Here is a 6,269-nt window from a genome sequence, read left to right on the forward strand (position 1 = left end):
AAAATCCCCCCTACTTCTGTATATATACATCGAAAGGGGGAGTTGAAAATGGCACAAATTGCTACTCAACAACTTACATTGTATGTAAATTTACATGCAGGAAAAGATGCACAAGGAAAAATCATCATCAAGAGAAAGGCATACAAAAATGTCCGAGTTGATCTTGATTTAGTGAAGCTAAGCGAAGTTGGAAATGCTTTAGCATCACTGCAAGAACTACCATTAGTAGACCTAGCAGTACTAAGCAACGGAATACTTTTAAACAGTCTGTAAACAAGGAGGAAAGTGACATGATTCAAACATTAGAACTAAAATTTTTAAATGAAAGTGAAAAGGTTGTTACTCTCACAGTAGACAATCCAACAATCCCAGTTAGTCCAACATTAATTAATCAAGTAATGGACAAAATTGTAGCAAATAACGTATTCACTTCTTCAGGTGGATTTGTTGTAGCAAAGCAGGGTGCTCGATTGGTTGGGAAAGAGATTGTTGAGATTGAGTTATAGGCTCTAAAAACTTAAAAAATAAGCGCTACTATAGGATAAATGACAGAAATAGTAACGATGTAAGAGCCTTGACCATTAGTTTAAAGACCTTCTTAAATGCAGAAGGTCTTTTTTTGCGTTATAATAGTAAAGAATGAACTCATAAAATAGTAGATAGTAAAATTGTAATAAGAATGTTTTAGTAGAATTAGTGAATACTTAGCATTCAAATAGCAATAGAATAGTAGAAAAGGGGAGAACGACATGGCATTAATTGCAATTGATATGGATGGTACACTTGTAAATGGTAAAAATGGGATACCAGCAGAAAATATTGAAAGCATCCGGGCAGCACAAAAGGAAGGAATCCATGTTGTCATTTCTACGGGCAGAATGTATGAAAGTGCGAAGGAAGCATTAGATGAAGCTGGATTGACTTGTCCGATTGTTTGTTTAAATGGATCTCAAATATATGACTATGAAGCGAAAATTTTGCATAATGATTCAATGGATAAAGAAATTTTTGCAAAAGCTTTAAGCATATGTGAGGCGGAAAATAAGACATTTATTATAAGTACTAGTGAAGGATCATTTACGAAGTGCCGAGATACTCTATACGATGAATTTTTTACTGATAAGAATACTGGCAAGACGCATAAGGTTACGGCTACTTTAAGAAAAGTTCGAAATTACACATCAATTGAGGATTTTAATAATCTTGATGTTTATAAAATATTATTTCTTTCCAATAATAAAGAAGCTATTAGGCGTATTCGACTAAATTTAATGCAAGAAGAAGGGCTATTAATTACTTCATCAAGCTCAAACAATGTTGAAATTAATGCCGCAAATGTTAGTAAAGGAGCGGCTTTATTGAAGCTTGCCCCAATTCTTGGAGTAGATTTAAAGGATAGCATGGCAATAGGAGATAGCTTTAATGATGTCTCTATGTTTAACCGAGTAGGATTTCCGGTAGCGATGGGAAATGCGAAAGAAGAACTAAAAAGCCATTGTACATTTGTTACGAAAACAAACGAAGAAGCAGGCGTAGCGCATGCGATTTATCATTTTTTAGACCAAAAACAAAAATTGAAGCAAAACTAATTAAAGATTAGTCATAGAGGGAACTCAGAAAGTCAAAGTACTTTTTGGGTTCCTTTTTTTAAATTCTATTAAATCAAAAAAATATTAAAAAACTAGTGGACATGCCGTAACGAAAAAGGAAAATTTTCATATTAATAAGATATAGACAAGCCTTTAACTAGTAATTTCGAAAGAGGATTTATGTCTAATAATAAGAAAAGGTGATAGTATGAGACATCCGAGACACCCAAGACATCATTATCCGCCAATCCCTCCAGGGGAAAATTTTGCATTTGTTACAAATAGCGGAGGAAAAGTTGAGGTAACAAGTAAGGGTACAAATATAACTTTCCCATCATTTCAATATTTAGGCGAAGGAATTACAATTAATCGAGCAAATGATCGCTTAACAATTGAGGAACCAGGTAATTATTTTATTACTTACACTGTGAATTTAAATTTACTATTGGGAGTATCTTCAAGAATTTTAATAAATGGTCGACCTATAAATGCATCCGTAATCGCAAATGAAGTGAATAGATCCATCTATAGTAGTCAAATGGTTTTACCGTTAGATGCTGGAAACACAATTTCACTTCAATTATTTGATTTTGAAGGAGAAGTTACGCTGTTACAAGGTGCGGGAGCAACTATTAATGTTTTCAGAGTTCACTAATTTCAATTAATTGCTCCTTATTGCAAAAAATGCATTACTTTTTTTAAGTAGTGCATTTTTTTATGGATTGAAAGCATAGAGTAAAAAGGGATATCTACTGCTAGACGCGAAAGTACATAAACGAGCAAATAAAAAAGGTTAGGAGAAATATATATGAGTAAAAAAGAATTTCTATTAGATCAATTAGAAGTTTGTCGCAATGTTGAAAGTTGGATTCAGCCTTTAAGTATAGCATTAGAAAATTTAAGCTTAGAAGATATTAGATGGAGACAAAATGAGTCTACACATACGATTTGCGAAATCGTAAATCATCTTTATTTTTATAATGAAAGATGGTTAAGAAGATTTAATGGGGAAATCCCTACTGAAATGAGAGAAAGTAATGCTTCAACTTTTCGTAATTTAGAAAATTTAACAATAGAAAGCTGGCAGGAGTTAGTTCAGCGGTTAGATGAAAACTTAGCCAATTGGCAGCTAGCTATAAAAGAAATAGATGAATCAAAACTGCATGAACAAATTCCGAATTTTCCAGTAGATGCAAATTGGTGGGGAGCGTTATCTAACTTATGTACTCATAATACATATCATATAGGGCAAATCATTTATATTCGAAAAGCACAAGGTTCGTGGCAATCGAAAGAAGAGTAAGGGTTCATGAGTAAGCAAAAAAGCAGAAATCATTAAAAATGTTACTAATAGAGGGTTCACTTAGCGATGATATTGTTGGACGCTAATTGACCAACTCATTTTTCAACAACGTGAAATACGATCTTTATAGAAAAAGATCGTATTTTTTTATTGCTGGAATAGAAATAGTAGGCTAATTTGGAAGAAGCAGGAATATATAGAAGTAGAGTTGAAAAAAGTATATAAAATAAGAAAAATGGAGACCAAAAATGATTGCACAAAATGTTATTGCTTACATTTTAAAGAAGTATAAGCTAGATGAATCAAACTTTTTAGGAAAAGGACAAGAAGCAGAAGTTTATGCTTATGATCATGAGAGAGTTTTAAAAATATATAAGCTAGCAGCCTATCCAAAACTAAAGATATTAAAGCAATTTTATGAGTCATTAAACTTTAGTGATGTACATTTTGAACTGCCGAAAATTCACGAAATTATAAAAGAAGAACATACTATTTTAACGATTGAAAAACGAATTGAAGGTAAAAATATTCAAAAGGATTTATCAAAGTATAATGAGCAAAAATTAGATTCTTTTTTTGAAAACTATTTATCTACAATATTAAGTATCCAAACAATTAAATTAGAAAACCGAATTAAAGGCATTAAATTATTAAGTGATTATGAAATTTCTTCTAAGGATTGGTATGATTTTTTAAAACAGTCATTACTAAAAAAGAATATCGAAGTAGAAGGCTATTTAAAAAAAGATGTAATGGATTATGAAGTGAAATTAAATCGACTACTGGAAGGATTTTCGGTTAAATATGAAGGGGTCTATTCACTTGTACATGGGGATTATTATCCATCAAATCTATTAGTAAATGAAAATGGACAAATCAATGGAGTAATTGATTTCGGATTAATGACATTATATGGGGACCCATTATTTGATGTTGCATTGAGCTGGATTTTATTTGATTTATATGATGAATTGGGAGAAGTAAAATTAGAAAGATATTTAAATAAAATAGTTAATAAATTAGGTGAAGAAGTTAGAAGTACAATCCATTTATACGTTCTTTTTTATAGTATTTATTCAGCTAATTTCTTTTCGGAAAATTGCAGCGATGGACATTATCAGTGGAGTGTTCGCAATTTAAATAATGAGAGATTTTGGATAGCGCTAGGAAACTAAAAATTATATGAAACGATGAATAATAAAAACTGCTCACTATTACTAGCGAGCAGTTTTTTGTTTATTTATTGACTTCAGATTTTACTAAACTAGCAACAAGAATATAACGCTTTGGTGCATGTCCAATAAAATTAAACGGGTAACAAGTGCTCACCGTTAATGTAGGTCTTGGTTTTGGAATAATAACAGTGCGATCATCTTTATCAACGATACGAATTCTGTGGACTTTGTAAGTAAAAGTACCAGCAGAAGTTTTTACAATTAATGAATCGCCTATTTTTACTTCACCAAGATGACGAAATACAGTATCTCTATGACCAGCAAGAACACTATTATCTCTTTCACCTGGCATCACGGATTTGGCATAATGACCGATTCCTTTTGCAAGCTCGTCCTCATCTGTCCCGTGAAAGATTGGTAGAGTAGCTTCAATTCTAGGAATCGTTAATGTGCCCATTTCTTCGCCAAATTTAGGATAGGTCTTATAAAGTGGCTCATTTTTTTTAATTTGCTTCAATTTAGTTGCTGTTTCAGTTTTAATTTCTTTTTTAAAATCATCCTTTGACTGTTTATACAGTACATAGGTTTTAATCAATGAATAAGCATTAGTTGAAGCAAAAAATAATCCGATAATAAAAAGAAGTGCAGAAAAAATAAGAAGTACTTTTCGTTTTCGACTCATAGCTTATCGTTTTGCAATTACCTTTTTACGTAAAACAACAGCAGCTAACATCATTAACATACCAACCATTGTCCATTCAGTTGTATGAGTTGCAGTAGTTGGTAGTTTTCCACCATTTTCTGTTCTAACAGTAACAGTTGGTTTTTTCTCTGAAGTTTTAACTGCTTTTTGAGTATCTTTCACGATATCTACTAATTGGTCATCGCCTAGTAGTGCATCTGGTGTAAATAAAGCGTCTAATAATAGATTACCAGCGTTATCATAAATCTCTAAATATACTTTTAGATCTTCCATAGAATCCATAGAATCATCCATTGTAAGTATTTTAGCAAAAGTTAAAGGTGTTTTAACGCCTTTTTGTTCAATTTGAACTTTAATATCAATTTTTAAAGTAGATTGAAGCTCTTTTACGATATTCATTAATTCTACTTTTAATGCATCGGGTAATTCTTCTGGAGTAGCCTCAGTATCCATTGAGAAAAATTCAGGATAGTTTTCTTCTAAAGCAGAAGCACGGTCAGCTAAAGCTTCTAATTTTGCTTCAATAGCAGGATCATCATTCACAACTTTTTCTAGGTATGAAGATAGATTATTCATTTCTGCTTCAGTAATGCCAAACGCAGAAAAAACATCAGAAAGATCATCCATAGAAGGGAACTCATCTTCTGAACTACCTGACTCATCTTGATCTAAGTAAATTAAATTTTCAATATCAGAAGTGAAGTAGTAAGTATCAAGTAATGATGCATTTTTGTCCATATCATCATAATAGACTGCTAGATCAATAACTTCTTTCTCAGTATAACCATTCTCTTCTAGAACTGCGTCTAATGTTTTTTGCGTAAGTCTTTCACCTAAAGTCTCTTCTAACTCAGCAACTGAATCGAAATCAGAGATCGACTCTCCGTAGTATGATTGTAAGTAGTCGTTTAATTGATCTTGAGTCAAACTGATACTCTTTAAATAACTATTTAATTCATTTGTGTTTGGCGCTGCGTAAGCAGATACACCTGGTGCAACTAGTGCTGCTGATAAAACGACTGATGCTAATACCTTTTTCATGTTACTTCCCCCTTGAAATGAATCCTAAAGTTAAGTGTGATTAGATTAGTCTTATGAATGTTTCAAATAGATTAGAGGTGAGGGCATTAAGAAAGCCGATTATTTAAAATAATTCAATAATCGGCGCCAGAAAAATAATATTATTCTGCTTCTTCTTTAGGAGCTCGAACGACAGATTCAAACTTTCCTTTGTGAGTACCGTCACAGTATGGTAATTTACTTGATAATCCACATCGGCATAATGAGAAAGCCGCTTTTTGTGGATATGTATTTCCTTCAGCGTCAACTAGATCTACTGTACCAGTGACACGTAAAGGACCATTATCTAAAACTTTAATTTGAACATCAGACATAATTCATTCCTCCTACACATCTAAAATCATTATATTACATTTATGTTAAATTAAAAGGGGGATTTTAATTTAAAATTAATTTTTAACATGAAATTAATATAAAAA

General features: G+C 32.0%; 9 protein-coding genes. 6 read left to right on the top strand and 3 right to left on the bottom strand.

The window, feature by feature from the left end; translation table 11 throughout:
* Window positions 1-48 precede the first annotated feature (48 nt).
* From ACFCYN_RS12750 to ACFCYN_RS12775, 6 genes are all read left to right on the top strand, one after another.
* Entirely contained in the window at window positions 49-273 is a 225-nt protein-coding gene (locus ACFCYN_RS12750; protein ID WP_172444031.1) for a DUF1659 domain-containing protein, read from the top strand.
* A gap of 17 nt (window positions 274-290) precedes the next feature.
* Window positions 291-506, top strand: a complete 216-nt coding sequence (locus ACFCYN_RS12755; RefSeq protein ID WP_216854077.1) for a DUF2922 domain-containing protein — start codon at window positions 291-293, stop codon at window positions 504-506.
* Between the two features lie 243 nt (window positions 507-749).
* A complete protein-coding gene (locus tag ACFCYN_RS12760; protein ID WP_375949655.1) occupies window positions 750-1,589 on the top strand; it encodes a Cof-type HAD-IIB family hydrolase in 840 nt (279 codons plus the stop codon).
* A gap of 208 nt (window positions 1,590-1,797) precedes the next feature.
* A complete protein-coding gene (locus ACFCYN_RS12765; protein WP_172444033.1) occupies window positions 1,798-2,244 on the top strand; it encodes a BclA C-terminal domain-containing protein in 447 nt (148 codons plus the stop codon).
* A 153-nt stretch (window positions 2,245-2,397) separates the two neighbouring features.
* On the top strand, window positions 2,398-2,892 hold the full coding sequence (locus ACFCYN_RS12770) for a DinB family protein (protein ID WP_375949657.1): 495 nt from the start codon (window positions 2,398-2,400) through the stop codon (window positions 2,890-2,892).
* 248 nt (window positions 2,893-3,140) lie between these two features.
* Window positions 3,141-4,067 (top strand): aminoglycoside phosphotransferase family protein, encoded by a 927-nt coding sequence (locus ACFCYN_RS12775; RefSeq protein WP_172444035.1) that lies wholly within the window; start codon window positions 3,141-3,143, stop codon window positions 4,065-4,067.
* 61 nt (window positions 4,068-4,128) lie between these two features.
* Here the strand turns inward: ACFCYN_RS12775 and ACFCYN_RS12780 are convergent, their stop codons facing one another.
* From ACFCYN_RS12780 to ACFCYN_RS12790, 3 genes are all read right to left on the bottom strand, one after another.
* Window positions 4,129-4,749, bottom strand: coding sequence for a class D sortase (locus ACFCYN_RS12780; RefSeq protein ID WP_098170976.1), 621 nt, complete (start codon window positions 4,747-4,749; stop codon window positions 4,129-4,131).
* 3 nt (window positions 4,750-4,752) lie between these two features.
* The gene (locus ACFCYN_RS12785) at window positions 4,753-5,811 is read right to left on the bottom strand and encodes a processed acidic surface protein (RefSeq protein WP_375949660.1); all 1,059 of its coding nucleotides are present in this window, start codon (window positions 5,809-5,811) and stop codon (window positions 4,753-4,755) included.
* Window positions 5,812-5,951: 140 nt separating this feature from the next.
* Window positions 5,952-6,164 (bottom strand): CDGSH iron-sulfur domain-containing protein, encoded by a 213-nt coding sequence (locus ACFCYN_RS12790; RefSeq protein ID WP_172444036.1) that lies wholly within the window; start codon window positions 6,162-6,164, stop codon window positions 5,952-5,954.
* Window positions 6,165-6,269 lie beyond the last annotated feature (105 nt).

Origin of the sequence: Gottfriedia sp. NPDC056225 (genome assembly GCF_042267765.1) — a bacterium.
Classification (GTDB): domain Bacteria; phylum Bacillota; class Bacilli; order Bacillales; family Bacillaceae_G; genus Gottfriedia.